Source organism: Kitasatospora sp. NPDC051164, from assembly GCF_044455625.1.
Lineage (GTDB): Bacteria > Actinomycetota > Actinomycetes > Streptomycetales > Streptomycetaceae > Kitasatospora.
This window is the reverse complement of sequence record NZ_JBITFB010000006.1, coordinates 170,773-187,027: the sequence shown is the minus strand read 5'-3', so window position 1 is coordinate 187,027 and position 16,255 is coordinate 170,773. Positions and strand designations below refer to the sequence as shown.

Genomic DNA, 16,255 nt, shown 5'->3' with positions numbered 1-16,255 from the left:
TCAGTGAGCTTTGTGGCCGGAACCGTATGACAAACGTCACCGCTTCGAACGTCACCGGTGACCTGCGGCGGAACGCGTGGCGCGGACGGGCCGTACCATGGCGGCCTCTGGAACGAGCGGTGGGACGAAAGGAACGGGACGTGCGCGGGGGCGAGCTGGTGGGCGGTCTGGGGCGACTGGTCGGGGCGGCGGCGGGAGCTGCCGCAGGAGCCGCGGCCGGGTTGGGCGAGGCCGGGCGGCAGGCCGTCCTGCGGGGCGGCCGGGCTGCCGCCGGCGGGCGGTGGGCGCTCGCCGCCCTCGGCTCCGTCGAACGGCCGCCCGTTCCCGCCACCGAGCCGTGGAAGCTGTCGGTGGGCACCCTGATCGGCCGCCACCCCCGCACCCCGGCCGTGGTGCACAAGCTGCTCGGGCTCCTCGACGGCCTCGGCGCCGTCCACCTCGGGCCGTCGCAGGTCGGCTTCGACGGCGAGGAGATCGAGTGGGACAAGGTCGTCGAGATCCGCACCCGCAACGCCTTCGAGGTGCTGACCACCACCGCCCTGGAGCACGAGGTGGACCGGATCCGCGAGTTCCTGCCGCCGGTGCCCGGCCGCAAGTGGGTCGTCACCAGGGCCGGCGAGGCGCTGGCCACCGTCGTCCTCGCGGCCCTCGAACGCGGCTCGGTCGACCAGCGCCTGGACGAACTGACCGTCCCGGCCCGGATCGTCCACCGCGGTCTGCTGGGACGCCAACGCACCCTGGACGCGGGCGTGTTCGCCGCCGCGACGCTTGTCGTCACCGCCCGGACCGGCGAGAGCCTGATCGCCACCGCCCGCAGCCGCGGTATCCCGGTCCTGCCCGCCGAACAGCTCGCCGAGCCCACCGACGCCGCCCGGGTCGCGGCCCTGCGGGAGCGCACCGACTCCGTCGCCCGGTTGCTGAACCGCATCGAGCAGAACGACCCGGAGCCGCCGGAGGTGGAGAGCACCCGGTCGCCGGCGGCGGAGGCCGCCCGGCCGCCGCTGTCGCTCGACAAGGCCGCGAGCGACAACGGCCGGGAGCCGCAGGCCCTTTGAGCTGCATGCTCATGGAGTAGCGGCGCCACCGGGCGCGGCCCGGGCGGGCCGTCAGTGGCCGCCGCGGGGCTCTTCGCAGCCGGTGCCGTCCGGGTAGCCCGCGAAGGCGTCCGCCGCGGTGGTGGCACTGCTCATCGTGCCCTCCAGGCACAACGGGGTGGCGTCGACCAGGAAGCTGACGCCGGTCGGGCCGTTCGGGGCGACCTTCACCTTGGCGGCCGGGTAGCCGAGACCGGTGAGCAGACCACGGGTGCTGTCCGGAGCGAAGTCGCCCCGGGCGCGGAGCGGCTCGAGCGCGCCCCTGATCCGCCGCACGGCGTCCAGGCCGTCGCAGCGCCGCTGACCGTGCAGCGGGATGGGCACCTTGAAGCCGTGGTTCTCCGCGTAGTGGTCGACGGGCGCGGTGGCCTGGGCCGAGCCGCTCACGGTCGGCGTCGGGGTCCTGGTCGGGGTCTCGCCGGGGCAGGGGAAGTCGGCCGCGAGGGTGGGCACCGCCGCCGTCGCGCCTCCCGCCCCCGTGCCGCCGGGCGCGTCCGCGTGCTTCGTCCCGCACCCCGCCGCCAGTACGGCCAGGGCCGCCACCGCCGGTATCCCGAGGCGCCCCCACCTGGTCCTGATCATCGTCATCCGGTGATCATGCCCCGGCGGCGGGCCCGGCGTCATCCCGGCCGGTCAGGCCCCGCGCCGATAATCCGGGCGGCCCGAAGCCTGCCTCGGCTAGGCTCCAGGTCCATGACCTGGCTGCCTGCCGATTTCGTCCACCCCGTCCACGTGCCGCTCCCCAGTGGCAGCCACCACCTGCGCCCGATCGCCGGGACCGACACCGAGCTCGACTACCCCGCCGTGATGGGCTCCCGCGAGCGCCTCTGGTCGATCTACGGCGAGGCCTGGGGCTGGCCCATCGCCACCATGACCTACCAGCAGGACCTCGACGACCTGGTCCGGCACGAGCGGGAGATCGCCGCCCACGAGTCGTTCAACTACGCGCTGTTCGACGAGGCGGAGACGGCCCTGCTCGGCTGCGTCTACATCGACCCGCCCCAGAAGGCCGGCTCCGACGCCGAGATCTCCTGGTGGGTGGTGGACGACCGGGTCGGCAGCGAGCTGGAGCGGGCGCTGGACGCGCTCGTCCCCCGGTGGATCACCGACGCGTGGCCGTTCCGCCGGCCCTGCCTCATCGGCCACGAGGTCTCCTGGCAGGAGTGGCTGGCCCGGCCCGCGGCCGCCCGCGCCTGAGCCGACGGCCGCGAACTCGCGGCCGGGCTCCGGGCGCCGGGCGGCCGGGCGGCGTGGGAAGTACCCATGCCTGCACGGACGTTGTGAAAGTTTCGCGGACCCGGACTGTACCGGGGGGCACCGGGTAGGCGCCGGACGGGGCGCCCGCCCGAGCGGGGCGGCGCGTCCGGACCTTAGGAGGGTCGTTCAATGCAGATGCCCGCCCACTCGATGCCCGTCACCTTCCCCGACAGCCCACTGCCCGACGTCCCGGTCACCGCCGAGCTGCGGTTCGACCCGGACCTGCCGTACGCGGCATGCCTGGCGTTCCCGCTGACCCCGTGCGAGTGCGTGACCGTGGACGCCCAGGTGTGCTGGTACTTCAGCCGCGAGCTGCTGAACGAGGGCCGGCACGCCCCCGCCGGCAGCGGTGACGTCAGTGTGAGCCCGGGGCCCGACGGTGAGGTGCTCATCACCCTGCGGGGGCCTTCCGGCAAGGCCGTCCTCAGCGCCCCCGCCGCCGAGGTCTCGGCCTTCCTCTCGGACTCCTTCACCCTGGTGCCCGCCGGATCGGAGTCCGAGCACCTCGACGTCGACGCCGCGCTCGCCCGGCTGCTCCCGGGCGACTGACCGGAGCCCGGCGCCGCCGGAGGACCGCGCATGTTCCGCCGTCGGAGTGATCTGCCGCCGGGCGCCACGGGACCCGCAGCTCTCGGTCGCCCCGCGCGGAGCACCTCCCACTAGGTTGCCTGCGTGGAGGCAACCAAGGCTTCGAACGGGCGCGAGCCGTCCGCCGGTGAACGTGTCGCGACCCGGCTGGACGGGCGGCTGCCGGTCATGGAGGCGGGCCGGGAGCTGCTGCGCAAGGTGTTCCCGGACCACTGGTCGTTCCTGCTGGGCGAACTCGCGCTGTACAGCTTCGTCGTCCTGCTGCTGACCGGCGTCTACCTGACCTTCTTCTTCGACCCGAGCATGAGCGAGGTCGTCTACGACGGCGCCTACCTGCCGCTGCGCGGCGTCCCCGTGTCCGAGGCGTACGCGTCGACGCTGCGCATCAGCTTCGAGGTACGCGGTGGTCTGGTGATCCGTCAGATCCACCACTGGTCAGCGTTGTTGTTCGCCTCGGCGATCGGCGTGCACCTGCTGCGGGTGTTCTTCACCGGGGCCTTCCGCCGTCCGCGCGAGCTCAACTGGGTCATCGGGGTGACGCTGTTCAACCTCGCGCTGCTCGAGGGGTTCTCCGGCTACTCGCTGCCGGACGACACCCTCTCGGGCACCGGGCTGAGGATCGCCGAGGGCGTGCTGCTCTCGGTGCCGCTGGTCGGCACCTACCTCACCTTCTTCGCCTTCGGCGGCGAGTTCCCCGGCCACGACATCATCCCCCGGCTGTTCACCCTGCACATCCTCCTCGTGCCCGGCCTGCTGCTGGCCCTGATCGGGGCCCACCTGACGCTCGTGGTGGTACTCAAGCACACCCAGTGGGCCGCCCCCGGCCGCACCAACCGGAACGTCGTCGGGATGCCCTTCTTCCCGCAGTTCCTCACCCGTACGGTGGGCCTGACCTTCGCGGTGGCCGGCATCATGGCTCTGTCCGCCTTCCTCGCGGAGATCAACCCGATCTGGCGCTACGCCTCCTACCGGCCCGACGTGGCCGCGGCCGGCGCCCAACCGGACTGGTACATCGGGTTCATCGAGGGCGCCCTGCGGCTGATGCCCGCCGCGGAGACCGACCTGTTCGGGCACACGGTGTCGTGGAACGTCTTCCTCCCGGCCCTGGTGGTGCCCGGCCTGCTCTTCGCGGTCCTGTACGCCTACCCCTTCGCCGAACGCTGGCTCGACCCCGACCGCGGCGAGCACCACCTGTGCGACCGCCCGCGCAACAAGCCCACCCGCACCGGGCTGGGCGTCGCCGGGATCACCGTCTACGCGGTGCTGCTGATCGCCGGCGGCAACGACGTGATCGCGTACGCCTTCGGCATCTCCGTCAACGCGCTGACGGACGTGCTGCGGGCAGGGCTGATCGTGCTGCCACCCGTGGCGTTCCTGCTCACCCGGCGGCTCTGCCTGGCCCTCCAGGCCCATGACCGCGACCGGCTGCTGAAGGGCGACGAGACCGGCCGGATCGACCAGCGCCACGACGGCGGCTTCACCGGCCACCACCGCCCCGTGCCCGCGGACGAGCGGTTCGTGCTGCTGGCCCGGTCCGCGCCGGACCCGCTCCCCGCCCCGGACGGGGCGCCGCGCCACGAACAGGTGCGCGCCGCCGCGAGCTCCTGGTTCTACCGCGACCGGGTCGAACTCCCGGCCACGGAAGGGGAGTCGGAGCGCGTCACAGGTGTCCTCACCGCCCCCTCGCACCCCGCCGGACCGGCGGGCCGGCCGACCGGCCCGCCGGAAACCGGCCCGGTCCGCCGGCTGCTCCGCGGCCTCATCCGTCGCCGTCGTCGTACTGGAAGATGAACCCGAACACGGCGAACGCGAGCACCACGGCACCGGTGACGATCAGCCAGCGGGCGAAGACCAGGCCGAGGACGAAGACCGTCAAGCCGAGCGCCGTCAGCGCCGGGTAGCCGCTGCGGGCCGGGAAGAACCCCACCGGGCCCGTCGCCTCGGCGATCTCGGCGTCCTTGCGGTCCTGCGGCCGTCCGCCGCCCCGCCGCTGGTGCTGGAGGAACCAGAACAGCGCGATCAGACCCGACATCAGGAACGCCACCGCCAGGATCGCCTTGCCGGCGGGCTCCCGCGCCCAGAACCCGTAGATCAGCCCGGTCACCGCGAAGAACACCGTCATGACGGCGAACAGCCAGCCCTCCGCCTTCATCGCCCGCTCCCCCGCCCGCCAATGCGGCCGGACGACCGGCCGGAGGCTCCGCCCGACGACTCCTCCGTCGGAACCTCCGGATGGTGCAGGTCGAAGGCCGGCGACTCGGAGCGGATCCGGGGCAGCGCGTGGAAGTTGTGCTTCGGCGGAGGGCAGGAGGTGGCCCACTCCAGCCCGCGGCCCCAGCCCCACGGATCGTCCTCGGTGACCCGGGCGCCGTGCCGGGTGGTGATCCAGACGTTGTAGAAGAACGGCAGGTTGGAGACCCCGAGCAGGAAGGAGCCGATCGAGGCGCACACGTTCAGCGCCGTGAAGTCGTCCACCGCCAGGTAGGTCGCGTAACGGCGCGGCATCCCCTGGGCGCCCAGCCAGTGCATCACCAGGAAGGTGGTCTGGAACCCGACGAACAGGATCCAGAAGTGCACCTTCCCGAGCTTCTCATCGAGCATCTTCCCGGTCAGCTTCGGCCACCAGAAGTAGAAGCCGCCGAAGGTGGCGAACACCACCGTGCCGAACAGCACGTAGTGGAGATGGGCCACCACGAAGTAGCTGTCGGTGACGTGGAAGTCGATCGGCGGCGCGGCCAGCAGCACCCCGCTCAACCCGCCGAACAGGAAGGTCACCATGAAGCCGATCGACCAGAGCATCGGGGTCTCGAAGGACAGCGAGCCGTTCCACATCGTCCCGACCCAGTTGAAGAACTTCACCCCGGTCGGCACGGCGATGAGGAACGACATCATCGAGAAGAACGGCAGCAGCACCTGGCCCGTCGCGAACATGTGGTGCGCCCACACCGTCATCGACAGGGCGGTGATCGCGATGGTCGCACCGATCATGCCGTAGTAGCCGAACAGCGGTTTGCGGCTGAACACCGGGATGATCTCGCTGACGATGCCGAAGAACGGGATTGCGACGATGTAGACCTCGGGGTGGCCGAAGAACCAGAAGAGGTGCTGCCACAGGATCGCCCCGCCGTTGGCCGCGTCGAAGGCGTGCGCGCCGAATTTCCGGTCCGCCTCCAGACAGAGCAGCGCGGCCGTCAGCACCGGGAAGGCCAGCAGCACCATGATCGAGGTGAACAGCACGTTCCAGGTGAAGACCGGCATCCGGAAGAGCGTCATGCCGGGCGCCCGCAGGCAGGTGATGGTGGTGATGAAGTTGACCGAGCCCAGGATCGTGCCGAGGCCGGCCACGACCAGGCCGAACGCCCACAGGTCTCCCCCCTGCCCCGGCGAGAACAGCGGCCCGTTCAGCGGCGCGTAGGCGAACCAGCCGAAGGCGGGCGCGCCCTGGGAGGTGAGGAAGCCGCTCAGGACCATCAGCCCGCCGAGCAGGAAGGCCCAGTAGGTGAAGGCGTTCAGCCGGGGGAAGGCGACGTCCGGCGCCCCGATCTGCAGCGGCATGATCGCGTTGGCGAACCCGGCGAAGGTCGGGGTGGCGAACAGCAGCAGCATGATCGTGCCGTGCATGGTGAACATCTGGTTGTAGCGCTCGTTCGACAGGATCCCGGTGTCCGGTCCCATCAGTTGAGCGCGCATCAGCAACGCCAGCACGCCGCCGACCAGGAAGAAGCCGAACGCCGTCGCCAGGTAGAGGTTCCCGATGACCTTGTGGTCGGTGGTGAACAGCCAGCGCAGCAGCGTGCTGCCCCGACGGACCCGGGCCTGGGTACGACGCGACGCGGTGGACGTGGCGCTCATGGAACCTCCGCAGCGGAGCCGACGACGCCCCCGGTGGCGTCGCCGACACCCTCCGCGCGAGCCGGAGGGCCCGCCCCGGCGCGCCATCGCCGACCCTAGCGGCGGCCGTCCGACCGGCCGGGGCGCCACGCGGTGCGGCGCCCCGGGTCGAGCGGCGTCCCGGTCCGGGCGGCTCAGCGCTCCAGCAGGTCGGGGACGACCTCGCGGAGCCGCTCGGCGCCGATCGCGCCCGCGCGCAGCAGCACCGGCACCTCGCCGGTGACGTCCACGATCGAGGACGGCACGGCGGCCGCCGTCGGGCCCCCGTCGAGGTACACGGCCACCGAGTCGCCCAGCATGCCCTGGGCGGCGTCGCAGTCCTGCGGGGACTCCTGCCCGGTCAGGTTGGCACTGGAGACGGCCAACGGCCCGGTGGCGTTGAGCAGTTCGATGGCCACGGGGTGCGCGGGCATCCGCACCGCGACCGTTCCCCGGGTGTCGCCGAGGTCCAGCTCGACCGACTCCAGGTGACGGGCGACCACGGTCAGCCCGCCCGGCCAGAAAGCCGCCACGAGGTCCCGAGCGCGCTGCGACACCTCCACCAGGCCGTCGAGGCCCTCCGGGGAGCCGACCAGCACCGGCGAGGGCATGTTCCGTCCCCTGCCCTTGGCCGCCAGCAGACGCGCGACCGCCTCCGGCGCGAAGGCGTCCGCGCCCACCCCGTACACGGTGTCCGTGGGCAGCACGACGAGTTCGCCGCGGCGCACCGCGGCCACGGCCTCGCGCAGCCCGGCTGCGCGCTCGGACGCGTCCGAGCAGTCAAAACGACGAGTCATCAAAGATCTCCACCAGCGGGCCGCCGGCCCGCACCGTTCATCCGGCCCGGCCACCTCACCGGCCGGGCACGACCCGGTCAGACTACCGGGCGGACCCCCGCTCCCCGCCGGGCCCTCCGCCGCCCGGGTGGACCTCGCCGCCGCCGGTCCGCGCCGGACCGCCGCCACCGGGGGCGGACGGCACCGGGCGGACGTAGGTTGCCGACATGACCAGTGACGAGACGATCCCGGCCGTGGGAGTGCGCCCGCTGGACGAGGTGTTCGCCGCGATCGACACGGCCAACCGGCGGCCCCGGCCCTGGACCGGCTTCGAGCACGGCGTGCTGGGGGCCTACCGGTGGGCCGCCGGGGCCCAGGTCGCGGCGCCGGTCACCGCCACCGCCGCGGTCGGCGCGGCCGAACCGTGCCGGGCACAGCTGCTGGCGGAGTGCCAGGCCGCCGCCGTACGCCTGCGCCGGGCCCTCACCCAGGGGACGGAGCACGCCTACGTCCTCGGCGCCCACCAGGCGCTGGCCTGGCTCTGCGGGCTCCACGAGGACTGCCCCTGACGGTGCGGGACTGAAGAGGCGGAGCCGAATACGCGGGGCCGAAGGTACGGAACCGCCCGGCGGCGGTATCGGAGCACAGCCCGCGACCCTATCCTTGAGCTGTGGAAAACGGCCAAGCCACGCCGCGGCAGTGGACCTTCCTGACGAACCACGCCCGCGTTCTCGTCCAGATCGCCCGCGACCCCGGCATCCGGGTGCGCGACATCGCCGCGAAGTGCCTGCTCACCGAGCGCGCCGTGCAGCGGATCATCGCCGACCTCGAGGAGGCGGGCTACCTCACGCACGAGCGGCGCGGCCGCGCCAACCACTACAGCGTCATCGACAGCAAGCAGCTGCGGCACCCGGCCGACGCCGGTCCGACCATCGCCGAGCTGCTCGCCGTGCTGCTGCGCTGAGGGGTCGTAGCCGGCCCCTTCAGCACGGAGTACTGCCTTCCACGGGTACTGCCTTCAGTGCGGAGTACTGCCTTCAGTGCGGAGGACTGAGCGGGGATCAGATTCAGTGGTCCTCGGTTCAGTAGTAGTGGCGGCGTCCGCCGATGGCGTGGCCGAGCGCGCCGGCGACCCACAGGACCAGACCGATCACGACCAGCACGAGGCCGATGGTCCAGAGGATCGCGATGCCGGTGACGAAGCCGATGATGAGCAGGATCACACCGAGGACGATCACGGGAAGCCTCCCGGGTAGACGAGGGGACGGGTACCGAACGGGCGGCCTCGGAGCCACCCGTTCTCGCCCGGTTCACAGTTCGGCGTCTACCTCTCCGGCGGCCGGGCAAACCGAACCGCCGCCACCGGTTCGATCCCCGTCACCGGCGGTGCCGGCCGCCCTGCCGGCGGGCCGGCGGGGCCGTGCGCGCGACGGGCAGGAACAGCCGGGCCAGCTCGCGGCCCAGGTTCACGCCGATGGCCAGGGCCATCGCCATCGCGGCGGCCCGCCCGATGCCGCTCAGCCCGACCTCGGGCTGGCCCCGGACGAAGGCGAGCATCCCGAAGTACAGCACCGACCCGGGCAGCAGCGGTCCCAGGGCCGCCGTGACGTGCGGTAGCACCGGACTGCCCCGGTAGCGCGCCATCAGCTGGCCGGACAGGCCCACCAGCCCGGCGGCGAGCCCGGTGGCCAGGATCGACTCCGCACCGGCGTTGGCCAGCACCCCGTACGTCGTCCAGCCGGCCGCGCTGTTGAGCAGGACTGCGGGCAGCGAGCCCGGCTCGGTGTTCAACAGCACCGCGAAGGTCAGGGTCAGCAGCACCGCCGCGGCGAGCTGAAGCGGCGGGTTCACCGCCCCGGCCGGAGCGTCCTGGGCGGCCAGGTCCGCACCGTTGTTGACGCCGACGTAGAGCACCGTCATCACCCCGATCACCACGCCGGCCATCAGGTACATCGCTTCCAGCAGGCGCGCGGCGGCGGTCAGGTAGAAACCCGCCAGGCCGTCCTGGGCCGCCGCCACCATGGGCCAGCCCGGCAGCACCGCGAACAGTCCACCGGTGATCACCACCGACCCGCGCAGGTGCAGCCCGTTGAACGACAGCAGGATGCCGATCACGGCCGCCGGCACCGCGGCCACCACGAACTGGTAGAAGGCCGGCAGGTCGTGGCGCGCCACCAGAGCCGAGAGCCGGTTGCCCGCCAGGGCCGCGACGACGGCACTGGCGAACACCAGCCAGGCCCGGGCGTCCGTCCGGCCGCCGACCAGAAGCGTCGCGGCTCCGGCCAGCAGCCCGCAGCACAGCACGAACAGCCAGCCGGGGTAGCGGCGGCCGCGCCGGTGCACGGCCACCAGTCGCTCGTGCGCGTCGCGGACGCCGATGCCGCCGGCCGCGATCTCGGTGACCAGCCGGAAGACGGCCGCCAGCCGCGCGTAGTCCCCGGCGGCGCGGCGTACGGAGCACTCAGCCGTCAGCGACGGCTCGGGCGAGCCCGGCTGGTAGGAGATCGCCACCCGGGTGAAGGTGACCTGCGGATCGCACGGATGGACGCGGTAGGCCCGGGCGACGGCGAGCATGGCCGCCTCGACGTCCTCCGCCGCCTCGCCGCTCGCCAGCAGCAGCTCCCCCACCAGCAGCGCGAGGGCCAGCACCCGCGCCGGCTCGACGGTTCCGGGCTGCCCAACGCCGGAGGACCCCGACGCCAGCCGGCGATCCGCGGCAGGCATACGCAGCAGTGGCAGCATCCGGTCCGGCCAGGGGCCGGCGGAGTCGGCGTCCTCGGGCCCCTCCGGGACCTGCCCGGCCGCGCCCTGCCCGGCCGCGCTCGCGGGCGGTGGCAGCTGGGGCGGCACCCTGCCGGGCCGCACCGGACGCCCTTCCGAACCGGCACGCGTGCCGAGCGGATCGTGTTCCGACATCGCGACTCCCTGGACCACCCCCCACGCACTCTTTGCGCCTGATCAACTACCCAGGGTGACATGCCCGCGAACACTCCGGCGCCCGGCACGCGCTCCCCGGCGGAGCGCGACGGACCGTACACGCCCCACCGCGGCGGGCGTGCCGGTGGCGCACGGGGCGCGGTGCCCGGTGCCTGGTGCCTGGTGCCTGGTGCCTGGTGCCTGGTGCGAACGGACGCGCAGGCCAGGCCGGAGTGTGGAATCAGACCTACGATCCTGACCATGGCCGAGAGTGACGAGGAGCAGATCGCCGATCTGATCCGGACTTGGGCCGCCGCGGTCCACGCGGGCGACCTCGACGGGGTCGTCACCGACCACGCGGCGGACATCGTGATGTTCGACGTGCCGCCGCCGTACGAGGGGGTGCGCGGCCTCGACGCGTACCGGGAGACCTGGCCGCCGTTCTTCGAGTGGCAGGCGCAGGGCGCGGCGTTCGAGATCGAGTCGCTGGACGTGACCGCCGGTGCGGACGTCGCCTTCGCGCACGCCCTGCTGCGCTGCGGCACGCCGCAGGACTTCGCCGACCGTCCGGCGCAGCGGCTGCGGCTGACCGTCGGGCTGCGCAAGGAGGACGGGCGCTGGCTGGTCGCGCACGAGCACCATTCCTTCCCGGACCCGGGCGAGGCGTCGTAGCGGGAGTGGTGCGAGGGCGGAAGTGGTGCGACGGCGGAAGTGGTGCGACGGCTGAAGCGGAGGCGGAGGTTTCGGGAGGCCCGGCTCGGTTAGCCGCTCCGGCGAAGGGCCACCGGGCCGATCGACGAACCGAGGCTGCCATGACCGCGTTCGGCTACTTCCTGTCCTGTGAGGAGTTCACCCCCGCCCAGCTGGTCGAACAGGCCCGGCTGGCGGAGCGGGCCGGTTTCACCCGGCTGGCGATCTCCGACCACTACCACCCGTGGAACGACGCCCAGGGCAACGGCCCGTTCGTCTGGGGTGTGATCGGCGCGCTGTCGCAGGTCACCCGGCTGCCGGTGACCACGCTGGTCACCTGCCCGACCGTCCGGCTGCACCCCGCCGTGACGGCGCAGGCGGCGGCCACGGCGGACGTGCAGCTGGACGGCGGGCTGCGGCTCGGGGTGGGCACCGGGGAGGCGCTCAACGAGCACGTGCTGGGTGACCGCTGGCCGCCGTTCGACCTGCGGGCGGAGATGCTGGAGGAGGCCGTGGCGGTGATGCGCGAGCTGTTCACCGGCGGCGAGGTCTCCCATCACGGCACGTACTACACGGTCGAGAACGCCCGGCTCTACACGCCCCCGAAGGAGGGTCGGCTGCCGGTGTACGCCTCGGCGTTCGGCCCCAAGGCGGCCGAGCTGGCGGCGGGTTTCGCGGACGGGCTGGTCACCATGAGCCCGGACACCGAGCTGATCGGCCGCTACCGAACGGCCGGCGGCACCGGGCCGGTCATCGGCGGGGTGAAGGTCTGCTGGTCGGAGGACTCGGACCGGGCGGTCAAGACCGTCCACCGGCTCTGGCCGAGCGAGCTGCTGCCCGGCGAACTCGCCCAGGTGCTGCCCACGCCGAGCCACTTCGAGCAGGCCACCGAGCTGGTCACCGAGGAGATGGTGGCCCGGTCGGTGACCTGCGGCGACAATCCGCAACAGCATGCGGACCGACTGCGCGCGTACGTCGGCGCCGGGTTCGACGAGTTGTACGTCGGCCAGATCGGCCCGGAGCAGGAGGGGTTCTTCGACTTCTACCGCGAGCAGATCCTGCCGCTGGTGGCCTGAGCGCCGAGCCGGGGAACGTCGTGACACCGAGGTTGTGGCGTCGAGGGCCGTGGCATCGACGGCCGTGACTTCGAGGAGCGGGCCGTGAAGGCCTACCCGCCCTGGAGCTGCGCGAGTACGCCCTCCTCGCCGACGGCGAGCGCGGCGCCCTGGTGGGCCCGTTCGGGGAGGTCGCCTGGCTGTGCGCGCCCCGCTGGGACTCCGAGCCGCTGTTCGCCGGACTCGTCGGCGCCACCGGCGGCTCCACGCCTGGGCCCCCCGCAGCGCGGCTATCCGGTGTGCGGGGACGGAAACGGTCCGGGCGGCGGGAACTTCAGGCGCCGGCGGATTCGGAGTGATCCCGCCGGGTACCCGCACCTGCGCAAGGACCCCGACCGAGGAAGGTGCCCGATGACCATTCCGACACCCCCGGACCCGGACACCCAGCCGATCCCCCACCCGTACCCGGCGCCCGGTCCCGGCCAGCCACCCGACCCGATACCGCCGCCGGTCCCGCCGTTCCCCGACCCCGATCCGGCGCCGCCTCCGGAACCGCACCCCGGGCAGGCCTGACAGCTCGCGGGTTCCCGGTGACGTTTCGACGTCACGTGTCCGCGTGACGTTTCGGCGTGACGTTTCGGCGTGACGTTTCGGCGGGGCCCTCCCGGCTAGACGCCCGCCATGACGATCCGCACGCGTTCCCACACACGCACCGTGGTCATCACCGGCGCCACCGCCGGGGTCGGCCGGGCCTGCGTCCGCGCCTTCGCCGGCCGGGGCGACCGCCTCGTGCTGGTCGCCCGGGGCCTGGCCGGGCTGCGCGCCGCCTCGGCCGAGGCGCAGGCCGCCGGCGCCGAGGTGCGCACCGTGCTGGCCGACGTGTCCGATCCGGAGGCCTGCGAGGCCGTCGCCGACCGCGCCGAGGCCGAGTTCGGGCCGATCGACGTCTGGGTCAACGACGCCTTCGCCTCGGTCTTCGCGCCCTTCACCGAGATCACCCCCGACGAGTTCCGGCGGGTCACCGAGGTCACCTATCTGGGGTATGTCAACGCCACCCGGGCCGCGCTGCGCCGGATGCTGCCCCGCGACCACGGCACGGTCGTGCAGGTCGGCTCGGCGATCGCCTACCGGGGCATCCCGCTGCAGACCGCCTACAGCGGCGCCAAGCACGCCATCCAGGGCTGGCACGAGGCACTGCGCTGCGAACTGCTCGCCAGCGGGTCGGGGGTGCGGGTGACCATGGTGCAGCTGCCGGCCGTCAACACCCCGCAGTTCGACTGGGTGCTCAACCGCCTGCGCGGGCGGGCCCGGCCCGTCGCGCCCGTCTACCAGCCGGAGGTGGTGGCGCGCGCCGTCCGGTTCGCGGCCGACCACCCCGGGCGCCGGGAGTACTGGGTGGGCGGCAGCACCGTGGCGACCCTGATCGCCAACGCCGTGGCGCCCGGCCTGCTCGACCGCTACCTGGCCCGCACGGGCATCGACGCCCAGCAGGAGGAACGGCCCCGGCGGGTGGACGAGCAGTCCAACCTGTGGGCGCCCCTGGACTCCACCGAGGACCACGGCGCGCACGGCCGGTTCGACGACGAGGCCCACGCGCGCAGCGCCCAGCTGTGGGCGTCCCGACACCACGGGCTGCTCGCCGTCGGCGGGGCGGCGCTGCTCGGCGCCGTGGCGGGCGCGGCCGCCCGGAGGCGGTGACTCGCGGGCGTCGGCGGGCGGTCAGAACCGGGGAGCGGACGGTCGGACCCAGGAGCGCGCGGTCAGGCCCGGTCAGACCGGTCGGCCCAGCCAGGACCGGATCAGAACCGGGGAGCCAGCAGGCCGTCCAGCTCGGCCTCGAAGAGCAGGTCCGGGTGGAATCCCATGCCGGTGAAGTGACCGGCGAGCTCCAGGGACAGGACGCCGTGCAGGCGGGTCCAGACGACCAGGAAGCGGTGGAGGACCCCGGACGGGGCGGGGTGGTCGCCGGCCCAGTCCCGGTGGGCCTCCAGGTGGGCGCCGAACGATGCCCCGGGGGTCTCGGAGGCCCCGGCGACCTCGGGAGTCAGTGCGGCGCAGGCGTCGACCAGCATGCGCATGATCTCGTCGGCGATGGCGGTGGTGTCCGCAGGCGCGTGGTACCCGGGGACGGGGGTGCCGTAGATCAGGAAGTACCGCTGGGGGTCCGCCAGGGCCCAGCCGCGCAGGGCGCGCGCGAGCGCGGCGAGGTCGGCGCCGCCCACCGCGCCCGCGCCCAGGGTGTCGGCGAGGCTCCGGTACGCGTCCCGGACGAGTTCGGTGATCAGCTCGTCGCGGCCGGCGAAGTAGCGGTAGAGCGCGGGGCCGCTCAGGCCCATCTGCTTGGCGATCGCGTTGAGTGAGAGCGCCGAGGCGCCCGCCGTGGCGATCTGCTCCCAGGCGTGCTTCTTGACCTCTTCGCGCAGCTGGGCCCGGTAGCGCTCGCGCGGGGTGTCCGCGCCTGTCCTCGCCATGTCCTGCCCGCTCCCCGAGTCGTAGACCTACATGTTCACGCTTTCGTTAGAGGCTATCACGAAAGGTCTTGACTCCCTCCTTGTCGTCGGGTTACAACTTCTCACGAAGGCGTGAACCTCTAGCGCCACACTCGACGGCCCATCAGCAAAGGGGAGTTCCATGTCCGGCATCCGCAGCACCGGCGTCCGCGCCGCCCTCCTTACCGTTCCGCTCGTCCTCGGCCTGCTCGGCACCGCCGCCGCGCCCGCCCAGGCCGCCGCTTCCCGCCACGACACGTCCCTCACCTGCCGCGGGGCCGGTGTCGACCCCGACGCCCGGGTCCGGTACCGGACCGAGGCGGTGATCCACGCGCCGCTGCGCACCGTCTGGAAGCTGCAGACCGACGTGGCGGGCTGGCCCTCCTGGCAGACCGCCGTGCAGAGCACGGCGCGCCTCGACCACGGCCCGCTGCACCGGGGTTCGGTGTTCCGGTGGACCACCCCGCTGCCCCCGAACCCCGCGACCACCGCCACCGGCCTGGACATCACCTCGACCGTCCGGCAGCTGCGGCCCGGCTCCTGCATCCGCTGGACCGGCCCGGCCGTCGCCAACGGATTGCACATCGACGGCGTCCACGTGTGGAACTTCACCCAGGTCGACGGCGGCGTGCTGGTGCGCACCGAGGAGACCCACACCGGCCCCCAGGTCGACGCGAACGTGCCCGCCGCGACCGAGATCCTCCGCCAGGGCCTCGAGGGCTGGCTGCACGACCTGAAGACCACCGCCGAGGCCGGCGCGGCGCAGCAGCAGGCGAACTGAACCGGGAGCCGGCGCATGGAACCCCGCCACCCGGGCAGACGCCGCCCGGGGCCGAACCGAGCCCCGTCGACGAGAGGAGCGCCTTCCATGGGCACCGACGACAAGATGCGCAACATGGCGGAGAAGGCGGGCGGCAAGGTCAAGGAAGCCGCCGGAAAGGCCACCGGCGACCGTTCGACCGAGCTCAAGGGCAAGGCCGAACAGGTGGAGAGCGACCTGAAACAGGCCGGGGAGAAGATCAAGGACGCGGGGAAGCACTGACCCGGAACCCGGGGGCTGTCCGGAGACGGCCCCGGGTTCCGCTTGTCGCGCACGCTCCGCGCCCTACGGCGCACCCGGCCGAGGAGGCATGCATGCATCCCATGACCGACCAGGACAAGCCCGTGCCCAGGGACCCTCGGGTTCCCGTGGAGACTCCCGAGTCCCGGATGACCGGCGAAGGCTCACCGCCGCCCGAGCACGAGGAGGAGAAGGGTCCGCAGGACGGCCCCGAGTTCGACACCACCGAGCCGGCCCGCGAACCGGCGCCCGACGAGCCGACCGATTGACCAGCCCTCGCGGACAGTTCGACCGATGATCCGAGCTGTCGGCTGATCGGAGGTTTCGGCCGCGCGCTCCGGCGAACGGGTGGTCCGGCGCGGCGATCCCACGCGCGGCGGCGTTGCGCGCGGGACGCCGTCACCCGCCGGGCGGTACACCTGGGGCCGCTCGCCGCACCCGCGGCGCTGCGCAGACGACC

Annotated in this window: 20 protein-coding genes; 13 read left to right on the top strand and 7 right to left on the bottom strand. The window is 73.1% G+C overall.

Annotated elements, in window-relative coordinates; translation table 11 throughout:
* The first annotated feature begins 140 nt into the window (after positions 1 to 140).
* Complete coding sequence (locus ACIBEC_RS11430; protein ID WP_360491042.1) at positions 141 to 1,055, top strand: hypothetical protein; 915 nt, start codon at positions 141 to 143, stop codon at positions 1,053 to 1,055.
* 51 nt (positions 1,056 to 1,106) lie between these two features.
* Here ACIBEC_RS11430 and ACIBEC_RS11425 read toward each other — a convergent pair whose 3' ends face one another.
* Positions 1,107 to 1,682: a hypothetical protein gene (locus ACIBEC_RS11425; protein WP_360491045.1), complete on the bottom strand. Its 576-nt coding sequence runs from the start codon at positions 1,680 to 1,682 to the stop codon at positions 1,107 to 1,109.
* Between the two features lie 105 nt (positions 1,683 to 1,787).
* Here ACIBEC_RS11425 and ACIBEC_RS11420 point away from each other — a divergent pair, with 105 nt between their 5' ends.
* From ACIBEC_RS11420 to ACIBEC_RS11410, 3 genes are all read left to right on the top strand, one after another.
* Positions 1,788 to 2,291: an N-acetyltransferase gene (locus ACIBEC_RS11420; protein WP_360491048.1), complete on the top strand. Its 504-nt coding sequence runs from the start codon at positions 1,788 to 1,790 to the stop codon at positions 2,289 to 2,291.
* A 189-nt stretch (positions 2,292 to 2,480) separates the two neighbouring features.
* The gene (locus tag ACIBEC_RS11415; RefSeq protein WP_360491051.1) at positions 2,481 to 2,900 is read left to right on the top strand and encodes an SsgA family sporulation/cell division regulator; all 420 of its coding nucleotides are present in this window, start codon (positions 2,481 to 2,483) and stop codon (positions 2,898 to 2,900) included.
* Positions 2,901 to 3,107: 207 nt separating this feature from the next.
* The gene (locus ACIBEC_RS11410) at positions 3,108 to 4,730 is read left to right on the top strand and encodes a ubiquinol-cytochrome c reductase cytochrome b subunit (protein WP_360491559.1); all 1,623 of its coding nucleotides are present in this window, start codon (positions 3,108 to 3,110) and stop codon (positions 4,728 to 4,730) included.
* Here the strand turns inward: ACIBEC_RS11410 and ACIBEC_RS11405 are convergent.
* The 3 genes from ACIBEC_RS11405 to ACIBEC_RS11395 form a co-directional block, all read right to left on the bottom strand.
* On the bottom strand, positions 4,699 to 5,091 hold the full coding sequence (locus ACIBEC_RS11405; RefSeq protein ID WP_360491054.1) for a cytochrome c oxidase subunit 4: 393 nt from the start codon (positions 5,089 to 5,091) through the stop codon (positions 4,699 to 4,701). The two genes, ACIBEC_RS11410 and ACIBEC_RS11405, sit on opposite strands and share 32 nt — an antisense overlap.
* The gene (gene ctaD, locus ACIBEC_RS11400; RefSeq protein ID WP_360491057.1) at positions 5,088 to 6,791 is read right to left on the bottom strand and encodes a cytochrome c oxidase subunit I; all 1,704 of its coding nucleotides are present in this window, start codon (positions 6,789 to 6,791) and stop codon (positions 5,088 to 5,090) included. The genes ACIBEC_RS11405 and ctaD overlap by 4 nt, the downstream gene beginning before the upstream one ends.
* 173 nt (positions 6,792 to 6,964) lie before the next feature.
* A complete protein-coding gene (locus ACIBEC_RS11395; RefSeq protein WP_360491060.1) occupies positions 6,965 to 7,606 on the bottom strand; it encodes an L-threonylcarbamoyladenylate synthase in 642 nt (213 codons plus the stop codon).
* A gap of 206 nt (positions 7,607 to 7,812) precedes the next feature.
* On the opposite strand from ACIBEC_RS11395, the gene ACIBEC_RS11390 reads away from it, so the two are divergent.
* Both ACIBEC_RS11390 and ACIBEC_RS11385 read left to right on the top strand, forming a co-directional pair.
* Positions 7,813 to 8,154, top strand: a complete 342-nt coding sequence (locus ACIBEC_RS11390) for a hypothetical protein (RefSeq protein ID WP_360491063.1) — start codon at positions 7,813 to 7,815, stop codon at positions 8,152 to 8,154.
* Between the two features lie 101 nt (positions 8,155 to 8,255).
* On the top strand, positions 8,256 to 8,549 hold the full coding sequence (locus ACIBEC_RS11385) for a helix-turn-helix domain-containing protein (RefSeq protein ID WP_360491066.1): 294 nt from the start codon (positions 8,256 to 8,258) through the stop codon (positions 8,547 to 8,549).
* A gap of 118 nt (positions 8,550 to 8,667) precedes the next feature.
* On the opposite strand, the gene ACIBEC_RS11380 is transcribed toward ACIBEC_RS11385, so the two are convergent.
* A complete protein-coding gene (locus ACIBEC_RS11380; protein WP_360491069.1) occupies positions 8,668 to 8,823 on the bottom strand; it encodes a DUF6131 family protein in 156 nt (51 codons plus the stop codon).
* Positions 8,824 to 8,962: 139 nt separating this feature from the next.
* Positions 8,963 to 10,501, bottom strand: coding sequence for a threonine/serine exporter family protein (locus ACIBEC_RS11375; RefSeq protein ID WP_360491072.1), 1,539 nt, complete (start codon positions 10,499 to 10,501; stop codon positions 8,963 to 8,965).
* 261 nt (positions 10,502 to 10,762) lie between these two features.
* Here ACIBEC_RS11375 and ACIBEC_RS11370 point away from each other — a divergent pair, with 261 nt between their 5' ends.
* From ACIBEC_RS11370 to ACIBEC_RS11355, 4 genes are all read left to right on the top strand, one after another.
* A complete protein-coding gene (locus ACIBEC_RS11370; RefSeq protein ID WP_360491075.1) occupies positions 10,763 to 11,173 on the top strand; it encodes an SgcJ/EcaC family oxidoreductase in 411 nt (136 codons plus the stop codon).
* Between the two features lie 140 nt (positions 11,174 to 11,313).
* Positions 11,314 to 12,267, top strand: coding sequence for a TIGR03557 family F420-dependent LLM class oxidoreductase (locus ACIBEC_RS11365; RefSeq protein ID WP_360491078.1), 954 nt, complete (start codon positions 11,314 to 11,316; stop codon positions 12,265 to 12,267).
* A 152-nt stretch (positions 12,268 to 12,419) separates the two neighbouring features.
* The gene (locus tag ACIBEC_RS11360) at positions 12,420 to 12,605 is read left to right on the top strand and encodes a hypothetical protein (protein ID WP_396287879.1); all 186 of its coding nucleotides are present in this window, start codon (positions 12,420 to 12,422) and stop codon (positions 12,603 to 12,605) included.
* Between the two features lie 322 nt (positions 12,606 to 12,927).
* A complete protein-coding gene (locus ACIBEC_RS11355) occupies positions 12,928 to 13,944 on the top strand; it encodes an SDR family oxidoreductase (protein WP_360491081.1) in 1,017 nt (338 codons plus the stop codon).
* Positions 13,945 to 14,045: 101 nt separating this feature from the next.
* Here the strand turns inward: ACIBEC_RS11355 and ACIBEC_RS11350 are convergent, their stop codons facing one another.
* Complete coding sequence (locus ACIBEC_RS11350; RefSeq protein WP_360491084.1) at positions 14,046 to 14,717, bottom strand: TetR/AcrR family transcriptional regulator; 672 nt, start codon at positions 14,715 to 14,717, stop codon at positions 14,046 to 14,048.
* A gap of 160 nt (positions 14,718 to 14,877) precedes the next feature.
* Between ACIBEC_RS11350 and ACIBEC_RS11345 the strand changes: the two genes are divergently transcribed.
* The 3 genes from ACIBEC_RS11345 to ACIBEC_RS11335 all read left to right on the top strand — a co-directional run bounded on the left by ACIBEC_RS11345 (position 14,878) and on the right by ACIBEC_RS11335 (position 16,064).
* Positions 14,878 to 15,516 (top strand): SRPBCC family protein, encoded by a 639-nt coding sequence (locus tag ACIBEC_RS11345; RefSeq protein ID WP_360491087.1) that lies wholly within the window; start codon positions 14,878 to 14,880, stop codon positions 15,514 to 15,516.
* 87 nt (positions 15,517 to 15,603) lie between these two features.
* Entirely contained in the window at positions 15,604 to 15,777 is a 174-nt protein-coding gene (locus ACIBEC_RS11340) for a CsbD family protein (protein WP_360491090.1), read from the top strand.
* Between the two features lie 92 nt (positions 15,778 to 15,869).
* On the top strand, positions 15,870 to 16,064 hold the full coding sequence (locus ACIBEC_RS11335) for a hypothetical protein (RefSeq protein ID WP_360491093.1): 195 nt from the start codon (positions 15,870 to 15,872) through the stop codon (positions 16,062 to 16,064).
* Positions 16,065 to 16,255 lie beyond the last annotated feature (191 nt).